Source organism: Streptomyces sp. NPDC088400 (assembly GCF_044753355.1).
Classification (GTDB): domain Bacteria; phylum Actinomycetota; class Actinomycetes; order Streptomycetales; family Streptomycetaceae; genus Streptomyces.
This window is the reverse complement of record NZ_JBIVMZ010000011.1, coordinates 264219-279053: the sequence shown is the minus strand read 5'-3', so window position 1 is coordinate 279053 and position 14835 is coordinate 264219. Positions and strand designations below refer to the sequence as shown.

Genomic DNA, 14835 nt, shown 5'->3' with positions numbered 1-14835 from the left:
GACGCCGACGTGACGTGGGGGTCGCGGAGCTCTGACGCGCTGGATGGCACCGTGTTTCCGTCCCGATGGTAGGAGCGTCGCCTGCCAGGAGCGCGTCCTGCCCCGCCTGACGATCAGAGGACGCGTCGGATGCCTCCGCCAGCGAAAGCCCCCAGGCCACCGTTGTCCGCTCCTGCTCTGGCGATGGCGTTACGGGCGACGGACACGCGGCGGCCGGCCCAGGCGAACACTCGGCGTGGCAGCGGGCGAGTCTCCCTTCCGGGGACGGCCGATGCGGGGATGGCGCTGCCCCTGGTGGGGAACGCGGCGACGACGGCGACCTTGAACAGTCTGCCGCCGGGTGCGCCGAGATTGCCGGGGCAGGGGTTCCCGGCCTTGCAGGGCCTGGCCGGTCAGGGGACGGTGGGGAACGCGGCGGTCGCGAGTGGTGCCGTCGCCGCACCTCGCGGGCCGGTGGCGCCCGGCACGAAACAACCCAGAGCCGGGGCGGCCCGGCCTGCCGGGACACGGCCGGTCGCGGTCAAGGCGAAGACTCCGCCCACGGCTGCCCCGGACACACAGGAGCAGGGCCGGGCCGATACGTCCACCGAGCAGCGGCCCGAGAAGACCAAGGCCAAGACAGAGGCTTCCGGTCGCCGGTCGCCGGGGGCCGATCCGAAGTTCCAGGCGCTCAAGAAGGATGTGGCCGCCAAGAAGCAACTGGTGGGCACCAGTCATCCGCCCGCCCGGACCGAGGCGACCGCGGCGCAGGAGGCGGCAGTTCCGCCCGCGGACGACCAGGAGGCACGGGGCAAGGCCGCCCATGCCGAGGACATGGACGCCGCCCAGCCCAAGGAGTTCAACAAGGACGCCTTCGTCGCGGCGGTGGAGAAGGCCATCGCGGACCGTGCGCCCAAGAACCTTGACGAGGCTGACAAGTTCGGCGACTCGGGCAAGGCGGAGGAGGTCAAGCAGGAGGTCCAGGGCAAGGTCGGCGAAGGCAGAGAGACCGCCGCACAGGAGATCGCCGACACCACCGCGCAACCGCCCCAGCCCGCACCGGACGCCAAACCCGTGGTCCCGCTGAAGTCGGACCGGCCACCGGGCAGACCCGCCGGGCCCAACGCGAACCAGGCGGTGCCCGACACACTGCCCGCCTCGGCCACCGACATGTCCGCCGGCCCCGAACAGGTCAACCGGCAAATGGCCGACGCGAAGGTCACCGAGAAGCAGCTGGCCCGCTCCAACGAACCGACGTTCAAGGCCGCGCTGGCCAGCAAGAAGACGATGGACAAGCACTCGGCCACAGCTCCCCGCGCGTTGCGGGGCGCCGAGGCCCAGGAAATCAAGTCGGTCAAGAACAACGCGGCGGCGATCGGGCCGGCCGCGATGACATCCATGGCAGGCACGCGCGTTGCCGCCGGCCAGCAGGTGACCGCGGGCAAAACCCGGGCCAAGGGCAGCGACGAGGAAAAGCGGGCCACGGTCACCGCGCTGCTGCAGAAGGTGTTCGACAAGACCAAGACCGACGTCGAAAAGATCCTGACCGATCTGGACACGACGGTCGACACCGACTTCACCCGCGAAGAGAAGCGCGCCCGCGACCAGTTCACCCGTGAGCACGAACAGGGGATGGAGGACTACAAGGACCGGCGCTACTCCGGCTGGGCGGGCAAGGCCCGTTGGGTCAAGGACCTGTTCGCCGACCTGCCCGAGGAAGCCAACCGCGTCTACGAGCGGGCCAAGGCCAACTACCTCACCGCGATGCGGCAGGTGATCACCGATATCGCCGGCACCGTGGAGCGCGAACTGCGCCGGGCCAAGGACCGTATCGCCGACGGCCGCAAAGAGCTCAAGGCGGCGGTGGACAAGCTGCCCAAGGACCTCCAGGCCATCGGCCGGCAGGCCGCGGGCGAGTTCGCCGACAAGTTCGACGAGCTGCGCGACACCGTCAACGACAAGGGCACCGAACTCGTCGACACCCTCGCCACCCGCTACACGGACGCGGTCAAGGAGGTCGACAAGGAGATCGCCGCGGAGAAGGAGAAGAACAAGGGGTGGGTCAACAAGGCCAAGGACGCGATCGCCGGCGCCATCCAGGCCATCAACGAGCTCAAGAACCTCCTGATGGGCGTGTTGCGCAAGGCAGTACAGGCGATCGGAATGATCCTGACCGATCCGATCGGCTTCCTCGGCAAACTGGTCACCGCCGTGGGCGGCGGACTGGAACTGTTCAAGAAGAACGTCGGCAAGCACATGCAACAGGGCGTGCTGACCTGGCTGCTGGGGGTCGGCTCCTCCGCGGGCGTGCAGATCCCCGCCAAGTTCGACATCCGCGGAATCCTGCTGATGATCGCCTCACTGCTCGGGATCAGTTGGCAGAACATCCGCTCACGCCTCGTACGCAAGGTGCCCGAACAGGCCGTGAGCGCCGCCGAGACCGCTGTACCGCTGGTCTCGGCGGTCAAACGTCAGGGCGTGGCCGGCGCCTGGGACGACCTGAGAAGCCGCGTCGGCGACCTGAAGAAGGACCTGGTCGACCGACTGATCAAGTACCTGACACCGACCGTCGTCCTCGCGGGCATCACCTGGATCCTCTCTCTCCTCAACCCCGCGTCGGCGTTCGTCCGCGCCTGCAAGATGATCATCGATATCGTCCGCTTCATCGTCACCCAGGCCCGCCAGATCATCGAATTCGTCAACTCGGTTCTCGACGCGATCATCGCCATCGCCCGCGGCGGCACCGGCGGAGTCCCCGCCATGATCGAACGAGCCCTGGCCCGCTCCATCCCCGTACTCATCGGCGCCCTGGCGGCGATCCTGGGCATCGGCGGCATCGCGGGCAGAGTCCGCCAGATCTTCCAGCAACTGGCCGCCCCCGTGAACCGCGCCATCGACTGGGTCATCGACAAGATCGTTGGCCTGGTCAAAAAACTCTGGGCGAAAATCAAACCCAGAAAAAAGCCCGCGGCAAAGCCGACGAGGCGCGGGCCGGACCGGAAACGGCCCGGCAGGCGTCGCCCAGACAGGTCCCGCAAGCGCCGCAAAGACAAACGGCCCAAGCGCGGGGCCGGGCCGGACCGGAAGAGGAAGCGTCCCGACAAGCGGTCCGAGCAAGAGAAAAAGCGCGCTCTCGACGCCGCCGTTCGCGACGCGACGCGTCTGCTCGACGGCGAATCGGCCACGGTGAAATCCGTACGGCGAGGGCTTCCTGACATCAAGAAACGGCACGACCTCACGCGAATCCAGCTCAAGAAGGTCGCGGAGGACAAATACCGGATCAAGGTGGCCATCAACCCCGAGGCGGAGACACCGGTCGAGGATCTGGGAGACAAGTTCCCGTACCACGTCGGTCCGGCCGAGGGGAATTTCAAGATCAGGAAGCATGGGAAGGCGGTCGACCAGCTCAACAAGGTCAAGGTTCCGATGGAGGGGCTCGACCGGCGGACCGGCTTCGTCATCAACATGGCGGCCGTCCCCGGCGAGGTGAAGCAGAACCCGGACATGGCCGCCCGGTACCTGCACAGCGCCTGGAAGAACCCGCAGACCAAGGAGATCGCGGCGGCCAGGACCGCTGTGGTGATCGGCGTCAACACGTTCGAGCATCTCGACCCGAAGAACGACAGCAGCGTTCTCAGCGGAGCCATCGACAGCGTCAAACGACCGCTCAAGCTCATCATGGCCGTGTTCGGCTTCGTCTGGACGCCCAGGTGGCTGAACAAGGAGAAGCGCGAAGTCCCCATGTCGGAGGTGCGCAAGGCCTACCGGGAGCTGTCGGGCACCGAAAGGACGCTCGCCGAATCCCATGAGAAGGGTCTGCGCGACAAGGGTGCGCTCCCCTACGGCCTCTTCCGGGAGGAGGTGCTCAACTCCTCGTACACCCGCCAGGCGGTGGCCATCCTGTCGGCGGTGAACGACCAGGTCCACGTCGTGGGCCAGGATGCCGACACCGGTGTCGCGGTCTCCGAGACGTTGGGCGTCCTGGCCGTGTACAAGAAGGCGCTGGACGAGATGGAGAAACACCCGCTGATCACGATCGGCGGCTACCACTTCAACGACTTCGACTGGGGTGAGCACGGCGATCCGCGCGCGAAACAGCTCACTCTGCTGGCCAATAAGCTGGACCGGGCGATCCGGGCCGCCATCGCCAAGCTTCATCCGCAGATGCTCTACCCGACCGAGCCGAACATGCTCATCAAGGCGTGGGACCGTCACCAGGCGGACGGGATCTTCCAGAACGAGCGGCTCCGCGCCCTGCGCGGTGTCCAGGGCGCGCTCTACGGAATGCGCAGTGCGGAGGGACGCGCCTTGCGGAACCGGTTGATGGAGGTCTTCGGCGAGGAGTTCACCGTCGCCTACACCCCGGAGGCGAGCACCACCACGAGCCCGCTGCCGGGTGACCGTGACCGGGGGCTCACCCGGACGCCGGCGGACGTCCAGCTGGCCGATCAGGGCCTGATGCGGAAGAAGGGCGGTGGCGAGGCCGCCATTCGCGTCAGCCACCGGATGTACGCGCTCATCATCCAGTCGCAGTCGTATGCCAGCGCCCGAACCCTGGCGAGGGAGTTCATCCACGCCAACCCCGGGCTCAACGACCGTGTCCAGAGGCGCCTGGAGGGCAAGATCTTCGTCCACGTCGAGAACGTCGCCATGTTGATGGCCGACAACCCGAGGCTGACCGTGAACAGCTGGGAGATCAAGGCGTGCCTCAAGGAACTCAGCGACGACGTCAACGCCCTGGTCGGTGAGAGAAAGCAGGGACCGAACAAGGAACGGGCCCAGCAGTCCTTCCGGAAGGCGGAAGCGATCACGCAGGAGATCGTTTCGGCGATGACCGCCACAGAGCTCAGGGAAGACTGGGAACGCATCCGGACACTCTTGGACGACATCGTGCGAGATGCGCCGCCGGAGCAAGGAGAATCGCGATGACCCCGGAGGCCCTCGACCGGCTGCGTGCGGAGGCGTCACGCGCCGACTACGCGTCGATGGCCCGCCTGGCGCGGGCGTTGTACGAGAACGGTCTTGGCCCGCGCGAGGTGCTGCGCGAGTGTTACGACACGGCCTTTCCCGAAGAGTTCTTCGTCGTTCTCGACGCCGGACCTTGGGAACTGGATCTGTTGGCGAGTTTCACCAACCAGCCCTGGCAGCTGGCCCTCCCGCTCGATCTGGGAGGTCCTGATGCCACACCCGACACCTTGGCGAGCACCGAACTGCGGCTCCTGGCCCGCGATCCCGACCTGATGCCGCTCATGGTGATCCCCGGCGCCGAGGCCGGGCAGGAGGACCTGATCGTGTGCTACCGGATCAGTGAGCTCCGGGCGGACCGCCCAACAGCCTTCTGCCTCCGCGGAGTTACCGGTTCCGGCGAAGCGGTGCACTGTGGTGAGTCCATGCTCACGGTCCTGTACGACGAGCACGCCGACGCACTCCGGCTGCTCGATGAGGAATTTCGTGAGCCGTCGAACCGGGGCGCCGGGTCGGTGGACGGTTCGCAGGTGGAGCAGGCGAACGAGTCCCTGGAGCGGGTCCGGGAACTCCAACGGCAAGCAGCCGCACGTCAGGGCGACTGAACGGCCTTCGGCGTCGGTGCAGGGGCCGGGGCCACGACCATCAACGGGGGCGTAGCGGGGCTCGTCTGGGCCGCCGCGCCCGCCACCGCCGCGTTGCCCACCTGGTTCTGGCCGACCAGAAGCATGTGTTCGAGAGCGGTCGGCGGTTTGGCGTGGGCCGCCACGGGCGTGGTCTCGGCCGCGGGCCGCCGCTGAGCGGTGACGGCCGCGGTCCCGCTGTCCTGGACCCGGGCCGGTGGTGTGGGCGCCACCAGTCGGTGGAGTGAGAGCGGAGGTTCCGTGGGCAGCATCGGCGTCACCCCTGTGATCCGTCGTCGAGCAGATGGGCGTGCGGGCCTAGTTCGGAGGGGCGGAGCAGGCGGGCCTCGCGCTGGTACTGGCGGGTCACGCCGCGCACGATGTGGCGCATGCCGATCGCGTCGGCGTCGGCGTCCGCCGCGGACAGCGCGGCGGTGCGGGCGGCTGCGGCGATGGCCGCGCCCGTCATGTCCAGGCGGGCCAGGACGTCCAGGTCCACGTCGGGGCCGAGCGGGGCCTCCTCCGGGAAGGCGAGGCGCCACAGTCTGCGCCGCTCGGGGGCGACCGGGCGGGGGAAGTTGACCACGAAGTGGAAGCGGCGCGTGAACGCCGGGTCGATGTTGTCCTTGAGGTTGCTCGTCAGGATCACCAGCCCGTCGCTGGCCTCCAGGCGCTGCAGCAGGTAGCCGACCTCCAGGTTGGCGTACCGGTCCGTGCCGTGTTTGACCTCGCCGCGTTTGCCGAACAGGGCGTCGGCCTCGTCGAACAGCAGGACCGCGTGGCTCTCCTCGGCCTGCCGGAACGCCTCCTCCATGTTCTTCTCCGTCTCCCCGACCCATTTGGAGACCACTTGCGCCAGGTCCACCTTGAGCAGCTCCAGGCCGAGCATGCCGGTGACGATCTCGGCCGACATGGTCTTGCCTGTCCCCGGCTCCCCCGTGAACAGCGCCTTCACGCCGCCGTGCGCCGAGCGGCGGGCGAATCCCCAGGCCTCGGCGACCCGTGGCCACGCGCGGGCGGCCGACGCGATCTCCAGGATCTGCTTGAACTGCACGTCGGGCAGGACCAGATCGTCGGCCGTCCGGCGGGGCACGATCGACTGGACGGTGCTGCCGCCGCGCCCCCTGGTCACCGTGGCGATGGCGGGGTGGACATGGTCGGCGACCGGTTCCGGGTGCCCGTTGCCGGCGAGGCGTGCCCCGGCGTCCGCGACCGAGGCCACGGCGCGCAGTTCGCCGCCGCTCATCCGGTACCGGACGGCGAGGTCCTCCAGGACGGTTCCGTTCAGGTCCGGGAGCGCGGCCGACCACATCGCCCGCCGGTCGGGCAGATCCGGTACGGGGACGGTGAGTTCGGCGTAGGACCGTACGGCGAGCAGGCCCGCCGGGCGCCATGGCTTGAGGCCGGTCAGGCAGACCGGGGCCCGCGACCGGAGCAGTACGGCGGAGACCGCTTCGGCCGCCTGCCGGTGCGCCTCGCCGTGCAGGTCGTCGGTGGGGATCCACAGCACGCTGCCCAGCGACGCGGCCGTCCGCAGGTCGGTCTCGGGGTCGAAGGTCAGGGTCCGCAGTGGTGCCCCCGCCGCTCGGGCCAGTGCCTGTACGGCGTCGAGCTGGCCGTCGGGCGGGCAGCCCCACATCCCTGCCAGGTCGATGTCTCCCGAGCCCAGCGCGCGGCCCAGTCGTACGAGCCGGTCCGAGGACAGGTACGGGGAGAGCACGCGCGGTTCCGGCTGTACGACCTCGCCGGGGTCATGGCCGAGGAGGCCGACGTCTCCGCCCCAGCCCAGCAGGAACTCCAGCACGCCCGGCCCGAGGACCAGTTCCTGGGCGAGTTCGACCGCGGCCTCGCCGTGCGGGCGCAGCAGGCCGTAGCGGCGCAGCGGTCCGGCCGGGCCGAGGGCGCGGCGGCGGGCCAGCCGCCGCGCCGCGTTGTCGGCGCCGACCGTCACCAGCAGTTCCACGCAAGGGAGCCGCCGGTTGAGGTTGTCCACGATGTACGCGTAGATCCGCTCGTAGCCGCGGTCCAGTTCGGGCGCGGCGGCGAGCAGCAGGGCGTCCTGGTCCGCGCGGGTCAGGCCGAATCGCGTGGCGAGCGCGTCCAGCGGCAGGGTCAGTCCTTCGGCCGCCGCGCGCCGCCGCAGGTCGCGTTCGCCTTCCGACTCCGGCTGATCGGGTACATACGGCTCGGCCATGGTGTCCGTGAAGGTGTGCACCTCGCCGAGCAGGACATCTACTTGTTCGTCGGTCACGCAGTACGGCGTGAGGTCGGGCCGGGTGAGCAGCCCGGCGATCCGTGACTGCCGCTCGACGGCGTTGCGCAGCGCGCGATGTACGTCGGCGAGGCGCATCCGCAGGTGTTCCGCCGCCGGTTCGCCCGTACCGCTCATGGCGCTCATCCCCCTCACCCGCCCGAGAAGGTCAGGGTCCGGCCTCCCAGCCACACCACATCGGGTACGTCGGCGAGCAGTCCGCCGCGCAGCAGGTCCGTGTGGCGCCGGCCCAACGGGACTCGTACCCGTACGGCCGTGGGCTCGAACCGGACGGTGGCGTCCAGATCGGCGAACCGGCTCAGGGCCAGCAGCGGATCCGGTGTCTCCCGGTCGCGCCAGAGCGTCCAGGCGATGGTGCTCAGGCCCAGTGCGGCGGCGAGGGTGACGGTACGTTCCAGGCCGCCGTCCCGCGCGAGCGGTGCCGCCCGGCGCTCGACGGCGAGGGCGGTGATCAGGCCGGCGAGGCGGGCGGTGTGGCCGGGCAGTTCCGCGGCCAGCCGTACGTCCACGCGCCCGCCCGGTGCTGTCCACAGAGGGGTACGCCAGGGCAGCCGCGTCACCGGATCGCCGCGCAGCGGGCGGATGCCGGTCATGAACGGCACGCCCGCCTCGGCGAGTTCGCGCAGGGATCCGGTGGGCAGGGGGCCGTCGCAGATCAGTACGTGCGGTTGGCCGCACGCCTGCCAGTACGGCAGCAGTTCCCGGGCGGTGGCTGCCCAGGCGATCGGGAACAGGCCCTGGGCGTCGGCGAGGAACAGCCGGTCCTCGGCCCCGGTGATCAGCAGCGGGGCGTCGGGGTCGTGGCCGCGGCACACCGAGAGCGCCAGGACGCCGTCCAGTACGGGGAACGCGGGCGCCGCGACGCGGGCGAAGTCGGTCAGCCGGTCCTCGGGTACGGGTGAGCCGAGACCGGCGAAGGCCGCCGCGGCCTCGGTGTCCTGTTCGGTCCGGCGCCAGCCGCGTCCGGTCACGCCCAGGACCTTGTACGCCAGCGCCGCCGCGAACAGGGGTGCTTCCTCGGCGAGTTCGAGGCCGGCGAGGGCGGGTCCGATCGCGTCGAGATACCCGATCCGGGCCAGCGGCCCGGCGAGCAGGAAGGGCAGCGCGGACCACACCCGTACGTCGCCGCTCGTACGGGGTACGAGGGCGCCGCCCGTTGCCGGGGGCGGCTCCTCGGCGAAGGAGCCGGACCGACCGGACCGACCCGCCAGGTCGGACGGGTCGGACGGGTCGCTCAGGGAGTTCCGGTCCGCCGTCGCGAGGTACTCGGTCAACAGCCGGGCCAGGGCGGTGGTGTCACCATCCGGAGGGTCCCCGGGCAGAAGTCCGCGCAGCGCGGCGGGCAGTTCCCCGGCCGGTGTGTCCGGGAGGGCGCGTCCGGCGAGCTCCGCGAGCAGCCGGCCGGCCGTCGCATCACCGTCGCCGTCGCCGTCGCCGAGCAGTGCGAGCAGATAGACGCGGACCGAGTCGTCCGGAAGCAGTGCGAGAAGCGCGTCCAGTTCGTTCCGCTCGGCGAGTTCCGCGAGGAGCGCGGCGACGGACGGCGCGGACCATGGGTGCACCGCCGACCCGAAGGACTCCTCGAACGACCTCCCGAAGGACTCTTCGAACGCCTCCGCGCCGACCGCAGAATCGCCTGCGGCGGACGCGTCGGCGGACATGTCATCGGGGATCTCCACCATCTCCGCCGGTGCGAAGTGGACCTCGACGGGCATCCGGCCGGGACCGGTCCACCCGGTCCTGCCCGGCCGGACGGTGACGGTCAGCGGCTCGGTGATCTCCACGTCCGGCCCGTCGCCCGCCAGTTGCTCCGCGAAGTGGTCCGCCAGCAACTCCGGGAGAACGTCGATCACTTCGTCCACCAGGCCGCGTGGATCGGGTCCCCAGCTCCACCCGCCGCGGCGGACCACCGTCACGGCGCAGTGGTGCACCGTGATCTCTCCGGTGGTCCGCGCGGTGGGCGTGTTCACAACACCTTCGCCTTCTCCAGTCGGCCTGCCCAGCCGCCCACGAGTACCAGGACGCCGTGTTCGCTCGCCGTGGCCAGGGTCACCGGCAGTTTGACCTTGGTCTCCCCTGCCGGGATCTCCCCGGCGAGGACATGGGTGTCCTGCTCGTCGGAGACCAGCGCGACCACTTTGACCAGCCTGTTCGTGGCGACGGGCAGGGTGATGGCGAGGCCGTCCGTCGCCAGTGCCAGTCCGTCCTTCCATGTCGCGAGGCGCAGCAGCGTGGGTTTGGGTCTGGGGGGTGCTTCGGCCGTCAGCTCGACCGCGTAGGCGAGCGGATCGGCGAGGGCGCCCGGTTCGTCGTCCGCCGCAGCCACGGCGAGTTCGCGGGCGTTCAGCGGGAGGGTCGCGGTCCTGCCCGAGCCGAGGGAGACGCGCAGCGGGAGCGCGAGTCCGACGAGCGAGGCCACATCGGGCAGGGTGCTCGCGCCGGTCAGGGCGAGCGCGCCCACCACATGGCCGGTGTCGGCCACGTACACCACGGAAAGAGCCATCGTCAGCCACCGCCGTTCGTCGCCGCGACCGTCGCCAGGACGAGGAAGTCGACCGTGCCTGGCCGTTCGACGACCTCGCCGGGGGCCATGACCGGGTCGTACAGGCGTGCCCGGCACCGGACCCTCCGGTCACTGTCCACACTGGCCTCCACCGGGCTGTACAGCGTCGTGTCCGCCGAGGCCGGCGGCGTGCGCGGGGTCAGGTGGACATGGACGACGACCCGGCCGTCGGCGACCTGTTCCGCGCTGACTCCGGAAGGCAGCGGCAGCAGCATGCCGTCGGTGGCCGTCCCGGAGGTGACCAGCGTGGTGCCCGCCGAGATCCGGCCGCTGAAGCTGCCCTCGATGGCCAGGTTGCCGTTGGCCGCCACGGTCATCAGCGGCGCGATCGTGCCGCCGCCCTGGTACAGGCCGAAGACCAGGCTGGGCGGGTCGCCGCCGGTGAGCACCAGCACCGGTCCGCCCTCCTGGACGGCCTGGCTCGTACGCAGGGTCAGCGCGCCCGACCGGGCCGAGACGGTGTCCGCGCGGACACCGGCGTAGCGCACCGCGACCCCGCGGGCCGTGGTCTCGATTCCGCTGAAGTGGCCGTCCGTCCACCGGACATAGCCGAGCAGGACGAGCCAGCGGGCCGGTGGGTCGGCCGATGGGGCGCCGATCGCGGGTGGCTGCTGGTCGGCGACCAGCAGTTCGTCGCCGAGGCGTCCGAAGAGGATCTGGTACGACTCCTCCACCCGGGTCTTCGTGGCTGCGCCCGCGCAGGAGTCCGGCCGGGGGGACGTGGCCGGTTCCCGGTCGGCCGCGGTGAGGAAGACCGGGTAGGGGTCGTCCGTCGGCTGGTCGGCGCCGTTGACCTCTTCGAAGCCGCTCTCGCGCAGGACGACCGGTTCGGTGAGGACCACCTGGCGGCCGGTCCCGTCGATCGCGACGCCCGGCTCCACGCTCACCTCGACGAAGCGGGCGTTGGTCCGCGGGTCGGTGCGGTTCGCGGTGACCAGGCCGAGGCCTTCGGCGATGCCCCACGCGTGCAGGTGCCGCGCGTGCAGGGTGGTCAGACCACGCGCGTACTCCACCGAGGCCGACAGGTCCGCGGCGGCCAGTACCTGGCCCTCGTGGAAGGCGGGGCGCAGCGGGCCGGTCATGGCGTCTCACCGGGCTTCTGGGTCCGGGGAGACCGGCTGCGCTTGGCCGCCGGGGGCTTGGCTGCCGAGGGTTCGGCCGGCTCGCCCGCGGGTGGTTCGGCGGGCTCGGCCTCCTGTTCCCGCGGTGCGCTTTCGAGCTCCGCGAGGCGGGACCCGAGCCGTTCCGGAACTTGCTCCTCCAGGCGGCTCATCTGCGTCCGAGAGGCGTCCAGTTGTACGCGCAATCCCTCCAGGACAGCGGTCAGATCGGCCACTTGTGTCCTGAGCATGCCCAGTTCCTGCATGCTGTCGGTCACTTCGCTGGGTGTGGTGTAGACCTGCTCGTGCAGGACCTTGGGCGGCGTCTCCCCGGGCGCGGGGGTGAGCAGCAGGGACAGCATCTCCTCCAGGTCGCCGGTGCGCGGCCAGTCGGCGAGGAGGCCGTCGGCGTACGGGCGGGACACCGGGCCCGCCGCCGGGAGGTCCGGCCTCCGGTGGCTCGGCAGGGGCTGGCAGCAGACCCGCTCGGCCAGTTCGCGCAGCCGGTAGAGCTTGGGGAGCCACTCGCCGTAAGCCGATCCGCCCGGCAGTACCTGTTCCCGGGTGGCGGAGCAGATCCGTACGACGTCGCAGCCGTCCAGTTCCACCTCGGCGAGGAGGACGTCGGTATCGGTGCAGTCGTCGCACGGCGGGTTGAGCGTGGCGCATGCCGCGTCGGTCACGAACCGGCGCACGGCGAGGGAGAGTTTCTCGGCCGCTTCGGCGATCCGCAGCAGGTCGGCGATCGTCGTCCGCTCCACGCTGTCCGCCGGTGGGGCCGGCAGGCGCGGCGGTACGTCGATGGCGGCGACGTACGGGCGCAGCGCGCAGTCGGCGAGTCCGGTGGCGTGGTCGAGGCGGCCGAGGAGCCACTCGCGCATCAGGGCGAGGTCGGCGCGGAACTCCACCTGGAGCGCGTGGCCGAGCGGCGTGCCCTGGGCCAGCATGCGTACTTCGAGCTGCGCGTCCGGGTCTCCCCGTTCCGGTACGACGCGGGCCGCGGTCTCGGTGACGACCGCGCGGGCGATCGTACGGCGCAGCGGGTCCGGCCACGCCGCCCCCATGTCGGCGCCTTTGAGGCGCCCGCACGCCGCTCCCAGCACACCGCGGGCGTCCTGGACCTCGGCGAGGCGCGGGTAGTCCTTCTTCAGCTGGGCCTGCCCGGCGGCGTCGTAGGTGTCGAACCGGGCGACGGCACTGGCCAGTGCGCGTACGTGGTCGGTCATCTCGGGCACTGTCTGCGGCGGGGGCGGCCCCTCTCCGCCCGCGTTCTGACGCAGCCAGTCGAGGCCGTCGGTGAACCTTTTGTTGTCGGCCGCCTCGAAGCCGATGGTCCGGCCGGTGGAGACCGACGCGGCGAACATGGCATCGACATAGTGCCCGAGCCGCCGGTCGCGGGCCCTGGCCTCGTCGGCCCGCTCAAGGCTGCCGAGGTTCGCCAGGAGGGTGGTGCCGGGATTGTGCCGGTGGTCCTCGAAGACGCCGTGCTTGACGAGGAATCGGTACCCTTCCCGGATCCGCGACGGCACGCACCCCGGAGTGGGGCAGGGCTCTTCCGTGGCGTACGGCGCCACCGGGTCGACGGAGAGCTCCTGGTAGCGCACGAAGAGGCCGTAGCGGCGCTCGCCGTCGTCGTCGCAGGGGTCACCGCAGTCGACGCCGAGGCCGCTGACGCGCCGCTCCCGCACCAGTGCCCGTACATCGACCCGTTCGGTGCAGGACACCACGATGTCGTTGCCCGCGCAGTCGAAGGCGTGTCCGGGGTGCACCGCCACGGTGCCGCCCCCGCAGGGGTCGCAGGTGACGCCGAGGCCGCGGACGACGCCCGGCCCGGACAGGGAGCGGTTGTGCAGTCTGCTTTTCGCCGTCACATAGTCGACCAGCAGGCCGAGATCGTCCTCGGTCAGCAGTTGTCCGGCGAAGAAGCGGGGGCGTACGAAGGCGGAGGTGCGGGTGGCGTCACCACCGCAGCCGCAACCGCAGTCTGTTCCCATGATCAGCGCTCCTTCACGAAGAACCAGCTCTCGAAGACGTCTCCGCCCGAGCCGGTGCCGGACGTCCAGGGCCCGATGCCGGACGGCGGGAGGTCGCAGCCGCGCCGCCCTTCCGCCTCGGTCACCTCAGTCGCCCCGTCGTCGATGGTCGGTACGCGTCCACCGACGTGGGTGCCGTCGACCGGACGGCAGCAGCGGTCGAGGAGGAACGCGGCGCGGACGGTGACAAGGACGCGGTCGCCGTCCTGAAGCGTCTCGCGTGTGGTCTGGCGGTAACGGAATTCCCGGGTGAACCTGCGTGACGCGGTTGACTCAGTTAACTCGGTTGACTCGGTGGTCGCTTCAGCAGCCGGTTCAGCGGCTGATCCGGTATCGGATCCGGTATCGGATTCGACGTGCGGGTCGGCGAAGGCGCCGCCCATGTACCAGGTGGAGGCGTTGCGTCCGCTGCCGCCCTCGATCACCTGGATCTCCACCACGCCGCGTCGCAGCGTGTCCCTGCGGACGCCGTCGGAGAAGCGCACGACGAGCCCGCCGTCCTCGTCCTGGGTGCCGAGCAGGGCCTTGGCCTCGTCGACCGTGTAGGTGTGTCCGTGGATCCAGTTGATGCCGGTGATCACCGTGGGTACGTGTGTGCCGAACGGGCGGCGGATGTTCATGTGGATCTGGTCCGCGCGCACCGGCTCGTACCAGTCCACGCAGTCGATCCTGGCCAGCCACAGCACCTTGTGCTCGCACCGGGAACAGCAGGTGTCGCAGCGTTCGTCGGCCGGCGGCTCGCAGCCGGTGACGCGTACGGTGCAGCACTCCTCCGTCCAGCCGTATTCGCAGTCGGAGGTCTCCCCGCAGGCGTCGTTGTAGACGGCGCGGGTGGGCTCGACGGGCCGCTCGGCGTACTCGATGCCGATCCAGACCGTGTCCGTGTCCCGTTCGTCCCGGGGCAACGCCTTCCACAGGTCGATCACGCAACCGCCCCGGACCACGACCTCGTTGCCGTCGCAGTCCACGGCGAGACCGGAGGTGAGCCTCACTTCGGCCCTGCGCCGGCCGCGCTCCGCACCCCCTTCCGGGCCCTCGGCGTCCTCCGCCACCTCGTGGTGGTCCGGTGGGCAGTCGTCGTCGTGACGCCGCACCGGCCGCACGTACAGGCCGCACACCACCCCGTAGCCGAGCAGGGAGCGCATGCGCAGCTTCAACTTCTCGCGGACGTACTCCTGTTCACGCTGGAAGTCCCTGGCACCCAGATTCTGGCCGTGGAAGTACCGCAGCCTGCGCAGTGGCGGCGTGTCGAACGCCTCCGCCGATCCCGGCCCTGTCCCTGTCTCCGTCATCGCACTGT

9 protein-coding genes are annotated in these 14835 nt (G+C 70.5%); 2 read left to right on the top strand and 7 right to left on the bottom strand.

All coding sequences use genetic code 11. The annotated features are described in order from the left end of the window. Positions 1-279 precede the first annotated feature (279 nt). Positions 280-4908 carry a hypothetical protein gene (locus ACIQD6_RS26730; RefSeq protein ID WP_401886715.1) on the top strand — a complete coding sequence of 1543 codons (4629 nt, stop codon included), beginning with the start codon at positions 280-282 and terminating at the stop codon, positions 4906-4908. Then, entirely contained in the window at positions 4905-5549 is a 645-nt protein-coding gene (locus ACIQD6_RS26725) for a hypothetical protein (protein WP_401886713.1), read from the top strand. The genes ACIQD6_RS26730 and ACIQD6_RS26725 overlap by 4 nt, the downstream gene beginning before the upstream one ends. Here the strand turns inward: ACIQD6_RS26725 and ACIQD6_RS26720 are convergent. From ACIQD6_RS26720 to ACIQD6_RS26690, 7 genes are read right to left on the bottom strand one after another with little or no spacing between them, the layout of a single operon-like run. Beyond that, positions 5537-5839 (bottom strand): hypothetical protein, encoded by a 303-nt coding sequence (locus ACIQD6_RS26720; RefSeq protein WP_401886710.1) that lies wholly within the window; start codon positions 5837-5839, stop codon positions 5537-5539. The two genes, ACIQD6_RS26725 and ACIQD6_RS26720, sit on opposite strands and share 13 nt — an antisense overlap. Before the next feature lie 5 nt (positions 5840-5844). Beyond that, entirely contained in the window at positions 5845-7965 is a 2121-nt protein-coding gene (locus ACIQD6_RS26715; protein ID WP_401886707.1) for an ATP-binding protein, read from the bottom strand. A gap of 5 nt (positions 7966-7970) precedes the next feature. Then, complete coding sequence (locus ACIQD6_RS26710; RefSeq protein ID WP_401886704.1) at positions 7971-9809, bottom strand: hypothetical protein; 1839 nt, start codon at positions 9807-9809, stop codon at positions 7971-7973. Next, positions 9806-10342, bottom strand: a complete 537-nt coding sequence (locus tag ACIQD6_RS26705) for a hypothetical protein (RefSeq protein WP_401886702.1) — start codon at positions 10340-10342, stop codon at positions 9806-9808. Before ACIQD6_RS26705 ends, ACIQD6_RS26710 begins: the two co-directional genes overlap by 4 nt. Before the next feature lie 2 nt (positions 10343-10344). Next, positions 10345-11484 (bottom strand): hypothetical protein, encoded by a 1140-nt coding sequence (locus ACIQD6_RS26700; protein ID WP_401886699.1) that lies wholly within the window; start codon positions 11482-11484, stop codon positions 10345-10347. Continuing rightward, the gene (locus ACIQD6_RS26695; protein ID WP_401886696.1) at positions 11481-13496 is read right to left on the bottom strand and encodes a hypothetical protein; all 2016 of its coding nucleotides are present in this window, start codon (positions 13494-13496) and stop codon (positions 11481-11483) included. Before ACIQD6_RS26695 ends, ACIQD6_RS26700 begins: the two co-directional genes overlap by 4 nt. A gap of 2 nt (positions 13497-13498) precedes the next feature. Next, positions 13499-14827, bottom strand: a complete 1329-nt coding sequence (locus ACIQD6_RS26690) for a hypothetical protein (protein WP_401886694.1) — start codon at positions 14825-14827, stop codon at positions 13499-13501. Between the last annotated feature and the right edge of the window lie 8 nt (positions 14828-14835).

Coding starts and splice junctions, on each gene's coding strand:
- ACIQD6_RS26730 (WP_401886715.1), top strand. CDS start 280: ATGGCGCTGCCCCTGGTGGGGAACGCGGCGACGACGGCGACCTTGAAC.
- ACIQD6_RS26725 (WP_401886713.1), top strand. CDS start 4,905: ATGACCCCGGAGGCCCTCGACCGGCTGCGTGCGGAGGCGTCACGCGCC.
- ACIQD6_RS26720 (WP_401886710.1), bottom strand. CDS start 5,839: ATGCTGCCCACGGAACCTCCGCTCTCACTCCACCGACTGGTGGCGCCC.
- ACIQD6_RS26715 (WP_401886707.1), bottom strand. CDS start 7,965: ATGAGCGCCATGAGCGGTACGGGCGAACCGGCGGCGGAACACCTGCGG.
- ACIQD6_RS26705 (WP_401886702.1), bottom strand. CDS start 10,342: ATGGCTCTTTCCGTGGTGTACGTGGCCGACACCGGCCATGTGGTGGGC.
- ACIQD6_RS26700 (WP_401886699.1), bottom strand. CDS start 11,484: ATGACCGGCCCGCTGCGCCCCGCCTTCCACGAGGGCCAGGTACTGGCC.
- ACIQD6_RS26695 (WP_401886696.1), bottom strand. CDS start 13,496: ATGGGAACAGACTGCGGTTGCGGCTGCGGTGGTGACGCCACCCGCACC.
- ACIQD6_RS26690 (WP_401886694.1), bottom strand. CDS start 14,827: ATGACGGAGACAGGGACAGGGCCGGGATCGGCGGAGGCGTTCGACACG.